Source organism: Enterobacter sp. RIT637 (assembly GCF_019718755.1).
Taxonomy (GTDB): domain Bacteria; phylum Pseudomonadota; class Gammaproteobacteria; order Enterobacterales; family Enterobacteriaceae; genus Enterobacter.
Genome location: NZ_JAIHAZ010000105.1, coordinates 1 through 609, shown reverse-complemented (window position 1 = coordinate 609; position 609 = coordinate 1). Strand labels below are relative to the sequence as shown.

Genomic DNA, 609 nt, shown 5'->3' with positions numbered 1-609 from the left:
GCCTTGCTATCGCGCGAAATCGTCAGGGGAAGGGTGACGCAGAAAAGTAGGCCGGGTAAGCGTAAACGCCACCCGGCTTTTTTATTACTCGATATCCAGCGGATCTTCGGAAAGGATAATCCCGGTATTGTCGGCGTAGAGATGGTCGCCAGAGAAGAAGGTTACGCCGCCGAAGTTGACGCGCACGTCGCTTTCGCCGATGCCGTCACCCGCCGCGCCGACCGGAATCGCCGCGATGGCCTGGATGCCTAAATCCAGCTCTTCGAGATCGTCCACCTGACGCACTGCGCCATACACCACCAGTCCTTCCCACTCGTTTTGCACGGCGAGACGGGCAAGGTCGGCATCGATTAACGCACGACGCATAGAACCCCCGCCATCGACCAGCAGAATGCGACCACGGCCGTTCTGTCCGAGAAGTTCATACAGTAACCCATTATCCTCGAAACATTTTACCGTGATGATCTGTCCGCCAAACGATGACCGTCCTCCAAAGTTGGAGAACAGCGGTTCCACGACGTTGACATCTTCCTGGTAGATGTCACAAAGCTCGGAAGTATCGTATTTCATAGGTTTAATGTCTGGTTGCTGCGAATGTGTTCAGTATAT

Annotated in this window: 1 protein-coding gene; it reads right to left on the bottom strand. The window is 54.5% G+C overall.

From position 1 onward, the window contains the following. Positions 1–84 precede the first annotated feature (84 nt). The gene (gene rraA, locus K5E19_RS23425) at positions 85–570 is read right to left on the bottom strand and encodes a ribonuclease E activity regulator RraA (RefSeq protein WP_221553324.1); all 486 of its coding nucleotides are present in this window, start codon (positions 568–570) and stop codon (positions 85–87) included. Between the last annotated feature and the right edge of the window lie 39 nt (positions 571–609).

What these genes read in the sequence shown, in the direction of transcription:
- rraA (WP_221553324.1), bottom strand. Translation starts at nt 570, where the DNA reads ATGAAATACGATACTTCCGAGCTTTGTGACATCTACCAGGAAGATGTC.